The following is a 17176-nucleotide window of genomic DNA, read 5'->3' as shown; positions in this document are numbered from 1 at the left end:
GGGTATTTGGGTGGTGGTTAGCGGGCTAATATTTATTAGCCTGAGCTAGTTATTTTACTACTTTGATATGCGTTTACCTGGGAGTATGGATTTGTGAATTCCTGTTGCATGGTTGAGACCCTGTTTATGCAAAATAGGTTCTTTCATTTTTTGCATTGCTTGCGATACCAATGCAATAGTCTAATCAGCTCAGTCCTTGTGAAATCGGTTGTAAAGACGCATTATGAAACGAGTTTTTACTCAGTAATGGTGCGCCATTTGATACCATATGGAAAGAATAAAGCAGATTATAAATTGGGTATTCGAGGATGACTTTCAACAGTGATGACTTGCCTGCCACTCTGCTGCCGCAACTATTTACATTGAACTGGAGAGCCATATGACCAAGCAGTTGCGCCGACGCATTTTTGGTGCGGACGAACGCAGTGCGGAAGATAAATCGCTTTCCGCAAAACTTGGACTGGTGAAATCAGTAATCAAGTCGGTCACACAAAAATCTGCTAATCATTCAAGCCTGCAAAGCACGGATGGTTTGAATGACGCGATTGAGCGCGCCATGACACAAAGCCGACTGGGCGCAAGCGATGATGAACGTAATCATACCCTGGGCAAGACCTTGTCCGGTTTTGCCGGTTACGAAACGGTATACCCTTACGAAGATGGCAAATTGCCTGATTGGCTGATGGCTGAAGAGCCGGTTACCCATCAAGAAGATGCTGCCAGATTTGATCCTGCCGTCTTGTTTGATCTGATCGGCCGGATGCTGGAAGTGGTTGCCTGTATTGTCCTTGCCGTTATTGGTTGGATGGCCTGGGACAAGATTGATCCTTCTGAACCTGCCCGAACCGCCAATATTCCATTTTTAATTGCTTTGGGTGTCGCTGGTTGGGCGATTTACGGCGTGGCACTGTTTTCCGCCCGTGCCTCGGGTTGGCTGATTCGTCCGGAGCCAGGTCAAGAGGCGCTTGAAAAAACAGTCGCAGTACAACCATTGGGTTTGCTGGCCCGGTCAGTCGTGCTGTCATTGGTGCCTTTGGTCTGGGCGACCTTTCCTGCGACTTCATGGCTGATGGTGGTCTGGCTGACTTGCGTCCAGGTACGTCATGTGCTGTTGAGCGCCTTCATGAATTATGGCGCCGAAAAAGACCGGCAGGGTGACCGGATGCGTCAATACCTGACCGTGTTAGGCGCTGGTTTGGGCGTGGTCTGTATTTCCTTGTTGATTCAGGGGCGCCAGTCGGCGCTTTATCATCCAGTTGCTGGCGAGTTTCAATCGGCAATTAGTTTGTCGCCGATCATGACGGTTTTGCTCGTCAATATGGTGCTGCTCAGTATAGTGGCTTTTTGCGGTTGGTTGGCTTTAAAGGTATTAGGCTGGATTACTGATGAGTTATCTGGTTATTACGCATCGTTGACGCAAGAGCGTCAATTTGCTTCGGTGGTTTCCAATCTGACACAAGGCATCATGTTAATGGGGGGTAATGGCAAGGTGGTTTTTGCCAATCCGGTGATGCGATTGATTACCGGTATCAAGGACGATACTTTGGCCATTGGGCAGTTTGTTCGACATATCGAGATTGAACGGGTTCACCCAGAAGACCGCAAGTTGGTACTGTCGCAGATAGCTCGTCTGCGTGAAGAATTTGATACGCCAATCAGTACCTACTTCAGAATGCGCCATACCGATGGCAATTGGCGTCATATTGAAGCTTGGGCCATCAATTTGTTAAGCAGTACCTCGGTGCGTGCCATGGTCATTTCTTTTGCCGACATTACTCAGCGTAAAGAAGTTGAACGCTTGCGGTTGCGTGAGCGTAAGTTGCTCAAGTCAGTCATTGATTGTTTGCCAGATGGCGTTTGTATCAAGGATAAAGCCGGAATTTACCAGTTGGCTAATCGTGCCATGGCGCTGAAACTGGGTTTGAATTCGGTGGATGATCTGATTGGTCGCAAGGCGCGTGATGTGTTCCCCAAAGCCTTGGCAGCCGAAATCGACAAGGATGATCAGCAATTGTTGTTGACCAAACGTGCTTTGATTGGCAAAGAAATCGCTTGGGATGTGGCGGGTGTGCAGCGTACCTTTGAAATTACCAAGTTGCCGCTGGTGGATGCCGAAGCGATTCCCGAGTTGCAGCAAACGAAAGGTAAAACTTCGGTTCCCCCAAAAGTGGATGCCAATCCACGCGATGGCGCTATTCTGGTGATCCTCAAGGAAACGACGCAATATAAAGAGCTTAAACAGCAATTTGAGTTTCATCAGAACAACGATCCTTTAACGGGCTTATTGAATCGTCGTGCCTTTACTGAGAAGCTGCGGATTGCAATGATCGAGGCGCGCACCCAGAACCAGACCATCGCCGTTATGGTTTTGCAGATTGATTTGCTCAAGCTGATCAACAGCCGCTTTGGCTATGATGCGGGTGATCATGTGCTGGTTGTGATGGTGCAGCGGTTGAGCAAGCTGATGACCGAAGGCCGTTTATTGGCGCGTATTGGTGGTGCCGAGTTTGGTATCTTATTGCACCCATTGGATAATGAGGATATTGGCAAGATGTTTGCGGCGCGTGTTCAAAATGAAATTCGTCGCGAAGTTCGTGAAGAGTCAATCTGGGGCGCTAGTCTGGATTTGCCACTTGAGATCGAGCCAGAGAAAGTCGTTGCCGCAGCACCAGAACTGGATGTGACCGTGGGCATTACTTTCTTGGGTGAGCATACCAAGCCAGAAGATTTATTGCGTGATGTTTACACAAAAATGCTTGCTGATAAAAAAGCCTGACCCATCCTGACGTGTTTCACGTGAAACATTAACCTTATCTTTTTGTTTTTTTGAGCCCGGCGAAAGCCGGGCTTATAATTGCGCCTTCTGAAATTGCTGCTCGGGAGCGTTATCCATGTTTTATCCTGAAGAGTTTGATGTCATCGTTGTTGGCGGTGGTCATGCCGGGACTGAGGCTGCGTTGGCCTCGGCGCGAATGGGCAACAAAACTTTGTTGCTGACTCATAATATTGAAACGCTGGGACAGATGTCATGCAATCCATCGATTGGGGGCATTGGTAAAGGCCATCTTGTCAAAGAGGTGGATGCCATGGGCGGTGCGATGGCGGCGGCTACTGATGAGGCCGGTATTCAGTTTCGTATTTTGAATTCCAGCAAGGGTCCGGCAGTTCGTGCTACGCGTGCCCAGGCGGATCGGGTTTTGTATAAGCAGGCAATCAGGTGGCGCCTGGAGAATCAGGATAATCTCAGTTTGTTTCAGCAGGCAGTCGATGATTTGCTGGTCGACGGTGATCGGGTAGTGGGTGCGGTCACGCAGGTGGGTATCAAGTTTCGCTCGCGTGCAGTGGTGTTGACTGCCGGTACGTTTCTCGATGGCAAGATTCATATTGGATTGAATCATTATTCAGGCGGCCGTGCTGGTGATCCTCCTGCAGTCTCGCTGTCGGCACGGTTGAAAGAACTAAAGTTGCCACAGGGCCGACTGAAGACAGGGACGCCACCACGTATTGATGGCCGCACCATTAATTATGCGGTGCTTGAAGAGCAGCCGGGAGATCTTGATCCAATTCCCGTATTCTCTTTCATGGGCAAGGTTGCGCAGCATCCTCGGCAGTTGCCTTGTTGGATTGCACATACCAATGAACGTACTCACGATATCATCCGCGGCGGCTTGGATCGTTCGCCCATGTACACCGGTGTTATCGAGGGGGTGGGGCCACGTTACTGTCCATCCATCGAAGATAAGATTCATCGTTTTGCGAGTAAGAATTCGCATCAGGTATTCCTGGAGCCGGAGAGCTTGTACAACAATGAGTTTTATCCAAATGGCGTTTCTACCAGCTTGCCATTTGATGTGCAGCTTAACCTCATTCATTCTATTCACGGTCTGGAAAACGCACATATCATGCGGCCTGGTTATGCCATTGAATATGATTATTTTGACCCGCGTGGCTTAAAGGCCTCGTTGGAAACCAAGGTGATTCAGGGCTTGTTTTTTGCCGGGCAGATCAATGGTACGACGGGTTATGAAGAGGCGGCAGCCCAGGGTTTGCTGGCGGGGATAAATGCTGGGCGATATGCGCAAAACAAAGAAGCCTGGACGCCAAAACGCAATGAAGCATATCTGGGTGTGTTGGTTGATGACCTGATTACGCGCGGTGTGAGTGAGCCGTATCGCATGTTTACCAGTCGTGCCGAATATCGTTTGAGCCTGCGTGAAGATAATGCCGATATGCGCTTGACGGAAATTGGTCGCGAGTTGGGCGTGGTCGGCGATAAACAATGGGAGTTCTTTGATCGCAAGCGTGAGGCTGTTTCACGTGAAACAGAGCGATTGAAATCGACATGGGTTAACCCCAAGAGCCTGTCATCCGAAGAGGCTGAGGCCGTGCTCGGTAAGGCAATTGAGCGCGAATACAATCTGGCTGATTTATTGCGTCGCCCCAATGTTGCCTATGCGGGCTTGATGCAAATGCAGGATGGTATTCATGCGCCTGCGGAACCACTTTCAGCCGATGTTTGTGAGCAGGTTGAAATTGCACTCAAGTATCAGGGTTATATAGATCGGCAGGCGGATGAAATAGAGCGCAGTGAGCATAACGAGAGCCTGCGTTTGCCCGAATCGCTTGATTATGCCGACGTAAAAGGTTTGTCCTTTGAAGTGCGTCAGCGCTTGAGCCAATTCCGCCCGGAAACCTTGGGGCAGGCATCGCGGATACAGGGCATGACACCGGCCGCGATTTCGATTTTATTGGTTCATATGAAAAAACATGCGGGCAGAAATAAAACCTCACCTAAAGAGGCCGCATGACCGGTTTATCTGATCGTGCGGCGTTGGCTATGGCGTTGCGACACGGTTGTGAAGCACTCAAGCTGAATTTGCAGCCTGAGCAATATGAGCAGTTGTTAGACTATCTGGCCTTGCTGCTGAAATGGAATGCCGTCTACAATCTGACCGCTGTGCGTGAGCCAGAAAAAATGTTGACGCATCACCTGCTCGATTCATTGGCGATCGTGGCCGAACTCGACAAACTTGCTCCTCAAAATATATTGGACGTAGGTTCGGGCGGTGGTTTGCCGGGTATTGTGATTGCTATTGTGCGGCCGCATTGGCATGTCACGGTGAATGACACGGTACAGAAAAAATCGGCTTTTCAAACCCAGGTCAAGGCATTGCTAAAGCTGGGTAATTTGCAGGTGGCAGCGGGGCGGGTAGAGCAGTTTTCATTTGCCAATCAGTTTGATGTGGTTGTTTCACGTGCATTTGCCGAGCTTTCCGATTTCGTTAATTTGGCAGGCCAGCATTTGCAATCTAGTGGCTGGTTGGTGGCCATGAAAGGCCAATTGCCAACAGAAGAAATAAGTCGTCTGCCTTTGAGTTGGCAGGTGAAAAACGTGGTGTCTTTGCAAGTGCCTATGCTGGATGCCGAACGACATTTGATTTTGATACAAGCAGAATAATCTATGGCAAAAATTTTTGCGATCGCTAACCAGAAGGGTGGTGTCGGCAAAACCACTACGACAGTCAATCTGGCGGCAGCCTTGGCGACATTGGGGCAACGGGTGTTGCTGGTGGATCTTGATCCTCAAGGTAACGCCACCATGGGAGCGGGCATTGACAAGAGTGAGTTGCCTTTAAGTGTCTATCAGGTTTTGATTGGTGCTGCCGGTGTGGCGGAGGCGGTCAAGTTTTCCGAGTCGGGCAAGTTCCACGTACTGCCTGCCAACCGTGATTTGGCGGGTGCCGAAATCGATCTAGTCAATCTGGACTCTCGCGAAACCCGGCTCAAGGAAGCGCTCAAGCTACGCGATGCCGATTACGATTTTGTGCTGATTGACTGTCCGCCCGCGTTGTCGCTGCTCACGCTCAATGGTTTGTGTTCGGCCAATGGCGTTATTATCCCCATGCAGTGTGAGTACTACGCGCTTGAGGGTTTGTCTGATCTGGTCAATACCATCAAGCAAGTACATGCCAATTTAAATCGTGATCTCAAGGTCATTGGTTTGTTGCGCGTCATGTTTGATACGCGCGCGACCTTGTCGCAGCAGGTTTCTGCCGAATTGGAAAAACATTTTGGCGACAAAGTTTTCAAGACCATCATCCCGCGCAATGTGCGATTGGCCGAGGCACCATCGTATGGCATTCCAGGAGTGAATTTTGACAAGGCATCTAAAGGTGCCCAGGCTTATGTGTCTTTTGGCAATGAAATGCTGGAGCGCATTGAAACATTATAAATATACAGGGGCTATGTATATAAAAAGCCCCAATATTTACGCACTATATAGCTATATATTAACGTAATCTCCCCTGGAGTACCCATGTTGAAGAAGCAAAAAGGACTCGGCCGAGGCCTGGAAACCCTGTTGGGTGCAGCCGTGCCCTCACTCGAAACCGACGCGCCACGAGATGGTTTTCCCAGTTCCTTGGCGCTGGATCTGTTGCAAGCCGGTAAATATCAACCACGCACACGCATGGATGAAGGCGCATTAAATGAGCTGGCGCAAAGTATCAAGGCACAAGGCCTGATGCAGCCAATTCTGGTGCGCGAAATAGGTGGTGGTCGCTATGAAATCATCGCCGGTGAACGACGTTTCCGTGCGGCCAAAATTGCGGGATTGACGGAAGTGCCGGTGCTCGTCAAGGCGGTGCCCGATGAGGCTGCCGCAGCAATGGCGCTGATTGAAAACATCCAGCGAGAAGACCTCAATCCGTTGGAAGAAGCGCAGGGCATTTCACGCCTGATTACCGAGTTTGGCTTGACCCACGAGTTGGCCGCGCAAGCGGTCGGCCGCTCACGCTCTGCATGTTCCAACCTGCTGCGCCTGCTGAATTTGGCTAAGCCGGTGCAAACCATGTTGATGGCTGGTGATCTGGATATGGGGCATGCTCGCGCGCTGTTGGCGGTGGATGCAGCGACGCAGATCAATCTGGCTAATCAGGTTGTGGGCAAGCGCTTGTCGGTGCGCGACACCGAAAAACTGGTCAATGCCAGCACTAAGCCATTTTCCTTGAAAGCCGCTAAAAGCGGTACCAATACCAATCGAGATACTGCGCGACTGGAAGAGCGCTTAAGTGACCTGCTAGGGACCGTCGTCAAACTGAAGGTCAGCCAAAAGGGTAAAGGTCAGCTTAATATCGACTTTGCCAGCCATGATCAGCTTGATGGTTTGCTAGGCCGTCTTGGTTTGAGCGAAGAAGCCTGACAGGGCCAATAAGTGGGTTGTGTGCCGACTAAATATCATAATGCGAAGACTGTTCCTGACGGCGTGCTTGCTCAATAAACCGACGCGTCAATGACGGCGAGAAGCATTCAATAAATTGATAGGCGTAATTGCGTAAATACGCACCACGTCGAATGGCCAGGCGCGTCGTATTGGTTGCAAAGATATGCCCCGCATCAATGGCCTCTAGGTCGGTATCCTTTTTTTGATCAAAAGCCATTTCCGCAATAATACCCACCCCCAGTTCGGCTTCTACATAGGTTTTGATGACATCGGCATCCATCGCCGATAAGACGATGTCGGGCTTGATTTGCAGTTGCGTAAATGCCTCATCAATTCTTGAGCGACCGGAAAGTCCAGAGTCATAGGTGATAAGTGGGTACTGAGCCAGTGACTGGGCCGATAGCGGTTGTTGAGTCAAGGGATGTCCCTTGGGAACCAAGACCACATGGTGCCATTGATAGCAGGGAAAGTTGAGGAGTTCTTCCAGGCCTTCCAGTGCTTCAGTGGCGATGCCAATATCGGCTTCGCCAGAACGCAGTAAGGCAACAATATCTTGTGGTGAAGACTGTTGCAAAACCAGTTTGACATTCGGATAACGTTGCTTGAATTGTTTGACCACCGGCGGTAATACATAGCGCCCTTGAGTATGCGTTGTGGCAACAGTCAAGCGCCCCGTTTGTTGCGCAATGAAATCGGCACTGGCGCGCTTTAGATTTTCTGCATCCAGGAGCAGTCTTTCTACCAAGGGAACAATGCCTCGTCCAGGATCAGTCAAACCAGTGAGTCTTTTGCCTTGCCGTTCAAAAATCTGCACGCCTAACTCTTCTTCCAATTCTCGAATCTGACGGCTCACACCGGGTTGAGACGTAAACATGGCATTGGCAGCTTCGGTCAAATTAAAGCTATGACGTATCGCTTCACGAATCGAGCGCAGTTGCTGGAAATTCATAGGGTTCCAAAACGAAGTTATGCTTAAGACTTGATTCTGGCAGCCAACGTTTATTTGATAAACGAATGTTTTTGATAATACTTATTCGATTTATGTATAAGCGATTGTTTCCTTGTCAACTTGTGCGGTTTGAGTAAGAAATAATTTGCCTTGTACATACTGCGCCCCGGCGAGAAGTAGTGTCTCAAGTCGTTCTTCGCTATCAATCTGTTTGAAAATGAGCGGAATGGATTGGTGTTTTGTGTAGTCAACTAGTGGGGAAATACTGCCATCACTGCAAGCAATTCGAGCGTCTATCTTGTAAAAGTCAGGTTCAAGCAGTGTGGCAAGATTATGAATAAGGCCGGCGGAAGGCAGGTTAATGGCAACTTTGAAGCCATTGCGGTGATAGTTTTCCAAAATAAACTCTAGAAAAGTACGATGTCCAGCGGCAGCCTCGGGTATTTCTATGACGATTTGGCCAGGATTAAGCCCCATTGCAATCAAAATGGCGGCAAAAGTGCGGCCATGGTCGTATTTGATATTCTTCAATAGACGTTCATGGACATTAAGAAATAGAAAGCCCGGGATCGACATGGAAAAAAAATTGATGGCATGAAGCGTTCGGCATAAGCGATCTAGCGCGATCAACTCATGTTCTCGCGCAGCCCGGGCAAATAAATTGTATGGCGATAGACCTTCTGAATTTTGAGCATCAAAAGATCGTACCCAGCCTTCATAACCGATTGTTGTATAGCGTGGCTGTTGTGAGTTAGAGGAAACTTCATAGATCGATTGAAATTTACTGGTTAGGTCAATATTCAAAAAGCGGCCAATCACTTGTTGCTGGTCAAGCGTGCGAAGAAGCGGGCGCAATTCCGAACTGCCCTCTAATAAGTCAAGGAGTCGTTCAACGGTAGACATATGCATAAAATTCCTTCGAGTTCATGTGAGCAAGAATAAAGATGTGCATAGCAGAAGGCTACGAATCATAGCAAGCAAGTAAATGCGAGAAATAACTAAGTACGTTTTTTGATAGCAATAATTTGGATAAACCGAGAGAAAAAGAAAATTTACTGCCGATCCTGAAGCCTGACGGGATCATGTTGTGTTGTGACTTAAATATTGTTTTGCGTGTGAATACAAGACAATCGTGCGGAACAATTTGACGGCGATAAGGTGAAACACCTATAATCCCGTTGTTTTGCGTTTTCGTTAACGCGCCTACTCAGGCAAGTCTATCGCTTGGGGCCTCGAATAAAAAGTAATGCTCCAGCTTGTATTGCTGCAATGTTTCGCCATCGTGCTCACCTCGCTAGTTTTGTTGATAGTGTTTGGTCAGCATGCGGCTGTTTCGTTGATGCTTGGAGGCGGAGCCTGCATATTGCCAACGGCGCTGTTTGCCTTTCGCTTGTGGCTGGATGCTAAAAAACCGCAAGGTGCAAACCCGGCGACTTTTTTGCTGGGTGAGTTCGTAAAAGTTGGCTTGACGGTTTTGTTGTTGTTTCTATCGATTAAGTTTTATAGTGGGATGGTTTGGCCAGCGTTTATTGGCGGTCTGGTCATCGCGCTAAAAAGTTACCTGTTTCTGTTGATTAAGAGATAAATATGTCCACCGAACACGCTGTTGAACAAGCTGGTACTCACGCACCTACTGCGTCTGAATACATCATTCACCATTTGACGCATCTGTCTTCCGAGAAGCAGGGCTTCATTGTCGATTTCCATGTTTTTAACTGGGACACCATATTCTGGTCTTCATTCTGTGGCGTCTTGGCGCTGACATTGTTGTGGTTGGCTGCTCGTAAAGCCACCTCTGGTGTTCCCGGTCGTTTCCAGGCGCTGGTGGAAATGATCGTTGAAATGGTTGATGATCAAGCTAAAAGTATCGTGCACGGTGATCGAACATTTATTGCGCCTTTGGCCTTGACCGTATTTATGTGGGTGCTGTTTATGAATGCACTGGATTTCTTGCCAATTGATTTGCCACATAAAATTTTTGAACTGGTTGGCTTGGGTGAGGTGATTCATTTTCATCGCATTGTTCCAACGGCTGATCTGAATGGCACGCTGGGTATTGCTTTGGGTGTGCTTTGGTTCATGCTTTACTACAGTGTCAAAATCAAAGGCCTGGGAGGGTTTATACATGAACTGTTTGCAGCCCCGTTTGGTATCTGGCTTGCTCCATTCAACCTCTTGTTGAACTTGATCGAATTTGCTGCCAAGACGGTTTCCTTGGGGATGCGGTTGTTCGGCAATATGTATGCAGGTGAATTGCTATTTATGTTGATTGCTTTGCTGGGCAGTATTTGGACTGGCTACAACGCAAGCAGCGTATTGGGCTTCATCGGTCAGGTCATCGCTGGTTCGGCATGGGCAATCTTTCACATCTTGATCGTGTTGTTGCAGGCCTTTATTTTCATGATGCTGACTTTGGTATACATCGGTCAGGCGCATGATCATCATTGATGAGTTTTGGGGTTCTTTGTTTTTTAATTTTTTGTTTTTTAATCTTTAAGGAGTAAACATGACTAACGTTGCTTACGTTGCTTTGGCTTGCGGTCTGATTATTGGTTTGGGCGCTATCGGTGCTTGTATCGGTATTGCTTTGATGGGCGGTAAATATCTGGAAGCCTCAGCACGTCAACCAGAACTGATGAACACACTGCAAACTAAAATGTTCTTGTTGGCTGGTCTGATTGATGCTGCGTTCCTGATCGGTGTTGGTATTGCGATGTTGTTCGCATTTGCTAATCCTTTCGCGGGTTAATTCATACCTTTTGTGTATGTTCGCATTGCATTGCGGTGCGCCCTTAAGGAAAGGAGAATGACGTGAATTTAAACGCGACTCTTTTCGCGCAGCTAATAGTGTTCTTTATCTTGGCGTGGGTGTCCATGAAGTTTATATGGCCTCCACTCACTAAGGCACTTGATGATCGTGCGAAAAAAATTGCCGATGGCTTGGCTGCTGCAGAACGTGGTAAGGCAGATCTTGAAGCTGCTAACAAACGTGTCGAAAAAGCATTGTCGGAGGCTCGTGATGAAGGTCAAAAACGTATTGCTGACGCTGAAAAGCGTGCATTAGCAATTATCGAAGAGGCTAAGCAAAATGCTTCAGCAGAAGCAGTAAGAATTGTTACTGCAGCAAAAGCTGATGCGGAACAACAACTCACACGTGTTAAAGAGGAATTGCGTAATCAGGTTGCTACCTTGGCAATATCTGGTGCAGAGCAAATTCTCAAGCGCGAAGTGAATCCTGCTGTTCATGCTGACTTGTTGTCTCAATTGAAAGCGGGGCTGTAATCATGGCTGAATTAGCGACTGTAGCTCGTCCCTATGCGGAGGCCTTGTTCAAGGTGGCTCAGTCCGGTAATCTGTCTGATTGGGCTGCGCTTATCAACGAGCTGGCACAAGTTGCAGTAGTCCCAGAAGTACAATCTGTCGTGGACAATCCCAAGTTGGGTAGTTCGCAAATTGCAGATTTGGTACTGGGACTGCTCAAAACAGCAGTGACGCCGGAAACCAAAAATCTGCTGACCGCATTGTTACAAAATGGCAAATTCAAGGCACTGCCTGAAATTGCTGAGCAGTTTGAAGCTTTGCGCAATGCAGCCGAAGGCTCGGCTGATGCTGAAATCGTCAGTGCATTTCCACTTGAAGCAGCACAACTTGCAGAATTGACTGGCGCCTTGGAGCGCAAGTTTGGCCGCAAGTTGAAGTCAAGTGTCACAGTCGATCCAGGTTTGATTGGTGGTGTCAAAGTAACCGTCGGTGATGAAGTGCTGGATACATCGGTTAAAGCCCGACTGGCACAAATGCGTGTTGCCTTGACTAGCTGATATCAACATCAGTTTGTGGCTTCATTTCTGAGATGCCGGATTGTGTAAATAAACATGATCCATAAGAAAAGAACATAGGAGTTTGTATGCAACTCAATCCCTCCGAGATCAGTGAGCTGATCAAGAGTCGAATCCAGGGGCTGGAAAATACAGCAGAGATTCGCAATCAGGGAACCGTAATTTCTGTGACTGACGGTATTGTCCGCATTTACGGTTTGTCAGATGTTATGCAGGGTGAAATGCTTGAGTTCCCCGGTAATACTTTCGGTCTTGCGCTCAACCTTGAGCGTGATTCAGTTGGTGCCGTTATTTTGGGCGAATATGAGCATATCTGTGAAGGCGATACAGTTAAATGTACTGGTCGCATTCTTGAGGTTCCAGTTGGTCCTGAGTTGATCGGTCGCGTTGTAAACGCACTGGGTCAACCAATTGATGGTAAAGGCCCAATCAATGCAAAAATGACTGATGCGATCGAAAAAATTGCACCAGGCGTTATTGCTCGTCAATCAGTATCTCAGCCAATGCAAACTGGCCTGAAATCAATTGACTCCATGGTGCCGATTGGCCGTGGTCAGCGTGAGTTGATCATTGGTGACCGTCAAACTGGTAAGACTGCCGTAGCGATTGATGCCATCATCAATCAAAAAGGTCAGAACATGACCTGTATCTATGTTGCGATTGGTCAGAAAGCTTCCTCGATCAAAAACGTGGTGCGTGCTCTTGAGCAGCATGGCGCGATGGAATACACCATTGTTGTCGCTGCCGCGGCTTCCGAGTCGGCCGCAATGCAATTCGTATCGGCCTATTCTGGCTGTACGATGGGTGAATATTTCCGTGATCGTGGTCAGGATGCATTGATCGTTTATGATGATCTGTCCAAACAAGCGGTTGCCTATCGTCAAGTATCTTTGCTGTTGCGTCGCCCACCAGGTCGCGAAGCTTTCCCTGGCGACGTGTTCTATCTCCACAGTCGATTGCTGGAGCGTGCAGCTCGTGTGAACGAAGATTACGTTGAGAAATTCACTAAAGGTGAAGTCAAGGGCAAAACCGGTTCATTGACTGCATTGCCAATTATTGAAACTCAAGCTGGTGACGTTTCTGCGTTCGTGCCGACCAACGTGATTTCGATTACTGATGGTCAGATCTTCTTGGAAACCAACCTCTTTAACTCAGGTATTCGTCCTGCGATTAACGCCGGTATTTCCGTTTCTCGTGTGGGTGGTGCAGCGCAGACCAAAGTAATTAAAGGCCTGTCTGGTGGTATCCGTACGGATCTGGCTCAATATCGTGAGTTGGCTGCATTTGCCCAGTTCGCCTCTGATCTGGATGAAGCCACACGTAAACAGCTGGATCGTGGTGCACGTGTTACCGAGTTGTTGAAGCAAACTCAATATTCTCCACAGCCTATCTCTATCATGGCAGTCACGCTGTTTGCTGTGAACAAGGGCTATCTGGATGATGTCGAAGTGAAAAAAGTGCTGTCGTTTGAAGCCGGTTTGCACAATTATATGAAGACCAGTCACGGTGCATTATTGGCCAAGATTGAAGAAACCAAGGCACTGGATAAAGATGGTGAAGCTGCACTGGCTGTTGCGGTTGCCGACTTTAAAAAATCCGGCGCTTATTAATCTTAACTGGAGCTGAAGGAGTAAATACTCATGGCTGCAGGCAAAGAGATACGCGGCAAGATCAAGAGCGTAGAAAATACGAAGAAGATCACGAAAGCTATGGAAATGGTGGCTGCATCCAAAATGCGTAAAGCGCAGGATCGGATGCGAGCAGCAAGACCGTATAGTGACAAGATTCGTAACGTAACCGCCAACCTGTCTCAGGCCAATCCTGAATATACCCATCCATTTTTGGTAATGCATGATGCCGCCAAAAAGGTTGGGTTCATTGTGGTGACGACTGATAAAGGTTTGTGTGGTGGTTTGAATACCAACGTATTACGTGCTGTTACATTAAAAATCAAAGAATTTGAAGCACAAGGTGTCGGTGCAGAAGCCGTCGCATTAGGCAACAAGGGCTTGGGTTTTTTGAATCGTATTGGTGCGAAGGTTATAGCCCATGCAACTCAGCTTGGTGATACGCCCCATCTTGAAAAATTGATTGGCCCGGTGAAAGTCATGCTGGATGCTTATCAGGACGGCAAGTTGGATAAGGTCTATCTGTGCTACACCAAATTTATCAATACGATGAAACAGGAGTCTTTGGTAGAGCAATTGCTGCCATTGACATCCGACAAGCTCAAAGCAGATGCAGGCCAGCATACTTGGGACTACATCTACGAACCAGAAGCCAAATCGGTGATTGATGACTTGTTGTTACGTTATGTTGAAGCGCTGATTTATCAAGCGGTAGCTGATAACATGGCGTCAGAACAGTCGGCACGAATGGTCGCTATGAAAGCGGCGACCGACAATGCTGGTAATGTGATTGGAGAATTGAAACTGGTCTATAACAAGACTCGTCAAGCTGCAATTACAACTGAACTCTCCGAGATTGTGGCTGGTGCGGCTGCGGTATAAGCACAGGCTTAGAATTTTTTGAACAGATATTAATTTTATTGAAGGAACGAAAATGGCTGAAGGCAAAATCGTTCAGTGTATCGGCGCGGTGGTTGACGTTGAGTTTCCCCGTGACAATGTGCCTAGAGTGTATGACGCGCTAAAGCTGGAAGGCTCTGCGTTAACACTGGAAGTTCAGCAACAGCTGGGCGATGGCGTTGTCCGTACGATTGCATTGGGTACATCAGATGGTCTGCGTCGTGGTCTGAAAATTACCAATACAGGTAAACCTATTTCTGTGCCAGTTGGCAAGGCTACGCTTGGCCGTATCATGGACGTATTGGGTAATCCAATTGATGAAGCTGGCGAAATTGGCACAGATGCACGTGCGGCTATTCACCGTAAAGCTCCTGCTTATGACGAGCTGTCACCGTCACAGGATCTGCTGGAAACCGGCATTAAAGTGATTGACTTGATCTGTCCTTTTGCTAAGGGTGGTAAGGTTGGTCTGTTTGGTGGTGCTGGTGTAGGTAAGACCGTTAACATGATGGAGTTGATCAACAACATCGCTAAACAGCACTCGGGTTTGTCCGTGTTTGCCGGTGTGGGTGAGCGTACTCGTGAGGGTAATGACTTTTACCACGAGATGAAAGACTCCAATGTTCTTGATAAAGTGGCCATGGTGTACGGTCAGATGAACGAGCCACCAGGTAACCGTCTGCGTGTCGCGCTGACAGGTTTGACAATGGCTGAAGCGTTCCGTGATGAAGGCCGTGACGTATTGTTCTTTGTGGATAACATCTATCGTTACACACTGGCCGGTACGGAAGTATCTGCGCTGTTGGGTCGTATGCCTTCCGCAGTGGGTTATCAACCTACATTGGCTGAAGAAATGGGCCGTCTGCAAGAACGTATTACATCAACAAAAACTGGCTCCATTACGTCCATTCAGGCCGTTTATGTGCCAGCCGATGACTTGACTGACCCATCACCAGCAACGACTTTTGCTCACTTGGATTCAACCGTTGTGTTGTCACGTGATATTGCCGCGTTGGGTATCTATCCAGCGGTTGACCCACTTGACTCTACATCACGTCAGCTGGATCCAAACGTGGTTGGCCAAGAGCATTATCAGACAGCCCGTGCTGTACAGGGTACGCTGCAGCGCTACAAAGAATTGCGCGACATTATCGCGATTCTGGGTATGGATGAACTGGCACCAGAAGATAAATTACTGGTTGCTCGTGCTCGTAAAATCCAGCGCTTCTTGTCACAGCCTTTCCACGTTGCTGAAGTGTTTACTGGCAGTCCTGGTAAATATGTTTCCCTCAAGGAAACCATTCGCGGCTTTAACATGATTGTTAACGGTGAGTTGGACCACCTGCCAGAGCAGGCCTTCTACATGGTTGGCACAATTGACGAAGCCATCGAAAAAGCAACTAAACTGAAATAATCGTCAGTTTATCTGTGATGCCGGATAACTGGTTATCCGGCATAAACGTGAAGGAATCATATGGCTCATACCATACATGTTGATGTTGTCTCTGCTGAAGAGTCGATCTTCTCTGGTACTGCCAAATTTGTCGCTTTGCCCGGTGAATCAGGTGAGCTCGGTATTTTGCCCGGCCATACACCTTTGATTACGAGAATTCGTCCAGGTGCAGTCCGGATCGAAGTTGAAGGCGGTGCTGATGAGTTTGTGTTTGTAGCAGGTGGGATTCTAGAAGTGCAACCGAACTCAGTGACGGTGCTTGCCGATACTGCAATTCGTGGCCATGATCTGGATGAAGCTAAGGCAAGCGAAGCGAAACGCCTGGCAGAAGATGCTTTGGCTAATAGAACTTCAGATATTGATTACGCCAAAGCACAGTCAGAACTGGTTACTGCGGTTGCTCAGCTGGCTGCAATTGCTCGTCTGCGTAATAGAAAACATTAAGCGAAAACTTTAAGCTTTATTGCTTAATTAAAAAGGAGTCTTCGGACTCTTTTTTTTCGCTTGTTAAATTGGAAGGACATTGATAGATAATAATGAGTCAAATATGTCGGACTGGCACGGCATCGAATTAGCCAAATAGCCGGAGCGTTTCACCGGTCAGATGATTGACGATGATGTCTGCGATCTGTAGTCCCAGCAATGCAAAAAGTGGTGATAGATCAAAACCGCTAATCGGCGGAATCACCCGCGAGATAGGGCTCAACAGTGGCCTGGTAAAGCTCATCAGCATCATCATGACCGGTGCCTGAGGTGCAACCCATGACAGGACAACAAAAGCGATCAGTGCGCCTTTGAAGAGCCAGATGATGGTCGTGAGCAATTGAAAGAACGAGATGATCAATAAACTTATCAGGCTATCTGGATTAAGTGAATAATCAGCTCTTGAAATTACCCAGGCCAGTGCGATGCCGACAAAAGTTGATAACCAGGCAGCGATCAAGCTTGCCCAGTCAAAGCCTGCTATGCCGGGTACAGCGGCTCGTAAAGGTTTGACTAACCAATCCGTGAAGGCGATGACAAAACGACCAATCTCATTGCCAAAGGGAACACGAAACTTTTGCATTAAAAAGCGCAGCAGAAAAAGTCCGGAAAAAAATCCGAATAAAGTGTTGATGAGCAAATGGACGGTTTCAAAGAACATGATTGTTCACTTATCTAAATTAAACAGGACACAAGTATAAATCG

17 protein-coding genes are annotated in these 17176 nt (G+C 48.0%); 14 read left to right on the top strand and 3 right to left on the bottom strand.

Features of this window, described 5'->3' with window-relative positions; translation table 11 throughout:
* Positions 1-379 precede the first annotated feature (379 nt).
* The 5 genes from ACMYR3_RS16360 (at position 380) to ACMYR3_RS16340 (ending at position 7201) form a co-directional block, all read left to right on the top strand.
* Positions 380-2776, top strand: coding sequence for a sensor domain-containing diguanylate cyclase (locus tag ACMYR3_RS16360; RefSeq protein ID WP_424193163.1), 2397 nt, complete (start codon positions 380-382; stop codon positions 2774-2776).
* A gap of 115 nt (positions 2777-2891) precedes the next feature.
* Positions 2892-4808 (top strand): tRNA uridine-5-carboxymethylaminomethyl(34) synthesis enzyme MnmG, encoded by a 1917-nt coding sequence (gene mnmG, locus ACMYR3_RS16355; RefSeq protein WP_424193161.1) that lies wholly within the window; start codon positions 2892-2894, stop codon positions 4806-4808.
* Positions 4805-5458 carry a 16S rRNA (guanine(527)-N(7))-methyltransferase RsmG gene (gene rsmG / locus ACMYR3_RS16350; protein WP_424193159.1) on the top strand — a complete coding sequence of 218 codons (654 nt, stop codon included), beginning with the start codon at positions 4805-4807 and terminating at the stop codon, positions 5456-5458. Before mnmG ends, rsmG begins: the two co-directional genes overlap by 4 nt.
* A 3-nt stretch (positions 5459-5461) precedes the next feature.
* The gene (locus tag ACMYR3_RS16345; RefSeq protein ID WP_424193158.1) at positions 5462-6232 is read left to right on the top strand and encodes a ParA family protein; all 771 of its coding nucleotides are present in this window, start codon (positions 5462-5464) and stop codon (positions 6230-6232) included.
* Between the two features lie 84 nt (positions 6233-6316).
* The gene (locus ACMYR3_RS16340) at positions 6317-7201 is read left to right on the top strand and encodes a ParB/RepB/Spo0J family partition protein (protein WP_424193156.1); all 885 of its coding nucleotides are present in this window, start codon (positions 6317-6319) and stop codon (positions 7199-7201) included.
* 28 nt (positions 7202-7229) lie between these two features.
* Here ACMYR3_RS16340 and ACMYR3_RS16335 read toward each other — a convergent pair whose 3' ends face one another.
* Complete coding sequence (locus ACMYR3_RS16335; protein ID WP_424193154.1) at positions 7230-8171, bottom strand: CysB family HTH-type transcriptional regulator; 942 nt, start codon at positions 8169-8171, stop codon at positions 7230-7232.
* Positions 8172-8261: 90 nt separating this feature from the next.
* Positions 8262-9074 carry an EAL domain-containing protein gene (locus ACMYR3_RS16330; RefSeq protein WP_424193152.1) on the bottom strand — a complete coding sequence of 271 codons (813 nt, stop codon included), beginning with the start codon at positions 9072-9074 and terminating at the stop codon, positions 8262-8264.
* 343 nt (positions 9075-9417) lie between these two features.
* On the opposite strand from ACMYR3_RS16330, the gene ACMYR3_RS16325 reads away from it, so the two are divergent.
* The 9 genes from ACMYR3_RS16325 (at position 9418) to ACMYR3_RS16285 (ending at position 16432) form a co-directional block, all read left to right on the top strand.
* Complete coding sequence (locus ACMYR3_RS16325) at positions 9418-9756, top strand: ATP synthase subunit I (protein WP_424193150.1); 339 nt, start codon at positions 9418-9420, stop codon at positions 9754-9756.
* 2 nt (positions 9757-9758) lie between these two features.
* On the top strand, positions 9759-10619 hold the full coding sequence (gene atpB / locus ACMYR3_RS16320; RefSeq protein ID WP_424193148.1) for a F0F1 ATP synthase subunit A: 861 nt from the start codon (positions 9759-9761) through the stop codon (positions 10617-10619).
* Positions 10620-10677: 58 nt separating this feature from the next.
* The gene (atpE, locus tag ACMYR3_RS16315) at positions 10678-10920 is read left to right on the top strand and encodes a F0F1 ATP synthase subunit C (RefSeq protein WP_424193146.1); all 243 of its coding nucleotides are present in this window, start codon (positions 10678-10680) and stop codon (positions 10918-10920) included.
* A 62-nt stretch (positions 10921-10982) separates the two neighbouring features.
* On the top strand, positions 10983-11453 hold the full coding sequence (locus ACMYR3_RS16310) for a F0F1 ATP synthase subunit B (protein WP_424193144.1): 471 nt from the start codon (positions 10983-10985) through the stop codon (positions 11451-11453).
* Positions 11454-11455: 2 nt separating this feature from the next.
* A complete protein-coding gene (locus ACMYR3_RS16305) occupies positions 11456-11989 on the top strand; it encodes a F0F1 ATP synthase subunit delta (protein ID WP_424193142.1) in 534 nt (177 codons plus the stop codon).
* A gap of 86 nt (positions 11990-12075) precedes the next feature.
* The gene (gene atpA / locus ACMYR3_RS16300) at positions 12076-13617 is read left to right on the top strand and encodes a F0F1 ATP synthase subunit alpha (protein ID WP_424193140.1); all 1542 of its coding nucleotides are present in this window, start codon (positions 12076-12078) and stop codon (positions 13615-13617) included.
* A gap of 30 nt (positions 13618-13647) precedes the next feature.
* A complete protein-coding gene (gene atpG, locus ACMYR3_RS16295; RefSeq protein WP_424193138.1) occupies positions 13648-14517 on the top strand; it encodes a F0F1 ATP synthase subunit gamma in 870 nt (289 codons plus the stop codon).
* Positions 14518-14569: 52 nt separating this feature from the next.
* A complete protein-coding gene (gene atpD, locus ACMYR3_RS16290; RefSeq protein ID WP_424193136.1) occupies positions 14570-15949 on the top strand; it encodes a F0F1 ATP synthase subunit beta in 1380 nt (459 codons plus the stop codon).
* 60 nt (positions 15950-16009) lie between these two features.
* Positions 16010-16432, top strand: coding sequence for a F0F1 ATP synthase subunit epsilon (locus ACMYR3_RS16285; protein ID WP_424193134.1), 423 nt, complete (start codon positions 16010-16012; stop codon positions 16430-16432).
* Between the two features lie 127 nt (positions 16433-16559).
* Here the strand turns inward: ACMYR3_RS16285 and ACMYR3_RS16280 are convergent, their stop codons facing one another.
* Positions 16560-17132 carry a YggT family protein gene (locus ACMYR3_RS16280; RefSeq protein ID WP_424193132.1) on the bottom strand — a complete coding sequence of 191 codons (573 nt, stop codon included), beginning with the start codon at positions 17130-17132 and terminating at the stop codon, positions 16560-16562.
* Between the last annotated feature and the right edge of the window lie 44 nt (positions 17133-17176).

Origin of the sequence: Ampullimonas aquatilis, assembly GCF_049675895.1 — a bacterium.
Taxonomy (GTDB): Bacteria; Pseudomonadota; Gammaproteobacteria; order Burkholderiales; family Burkholderiaceae_D; genus Ampullimonas; species Ampullimonas aquatilis.
The sequence above is the reverse complement of the archived record's forward strand: the minus strand, read 5'-3'. Positions and strand labels throughout refer to the sequence as shown.